General features: G+C 57.9%; 1 protein-coding gene. It reads right to left on the minus strand.

Annotated elements, in window-relative coordinates; translation table 11 throughout:
• The coding region (locus tag ACMUOY_RS20810; RefSeq protein ID WP_413894606.1) for an adenylyltransferase/cytidyltransferase family protein at positions 1 to 355 on the minus strand (355 nt) is incomplete at its 3' end.
• Positions 356 to 447: the final 92 nt, after the last annotated feature.

Here is a 447-nt window from a genome sequence, read left to right on the forward strand (position 1 = left end):
CCCGCCAGTCGCCGCCCTTGACGAGAACGTGGGGTTCCAGATATTCGATCAATTCCCCGGGGGTCGTCTCCGGGAAGATCACGATAAAATCGATGCATTCCAGGGCCGCCATGATATCGGCCCGCTCGTCCTCCGGGACCAGGGGCCGCTTCTCCCCCTTGATGGCCCGGACGGAGGTGTCACTGTTCAGGGCCAGGATCAGCACGTCCCCGAGCTTCTTTGCCTCCCGGAGATAGCGGACGTGCCCCACATGGAGGATATCAAAGCAGCCATTCGTGAAAACAATGGTTTTTCCCTCCTGTCGCAGCTTTTGGAGTCGTGCTTTCAGTTTTTCCTTGGAGACGATTTTATGCATGGCTTGCCCTCATAAGCAGCCGCAACGCTTGCGTAAAGGATTTCGGCGGCCACGGATTTTTTTCACCGTCCGGCATGTCGCGTTGCCTGCCC

It is taken from the genome of Candidatus Skiveiella danica, from assembly GCF_022705245.1.
Lineage (GTDB): Bacteria > Pseudomonadota > Gammaproteobacteria > Burkholderiales > Burkholderiaceae_C > Skiveiella > Skiveiella danica.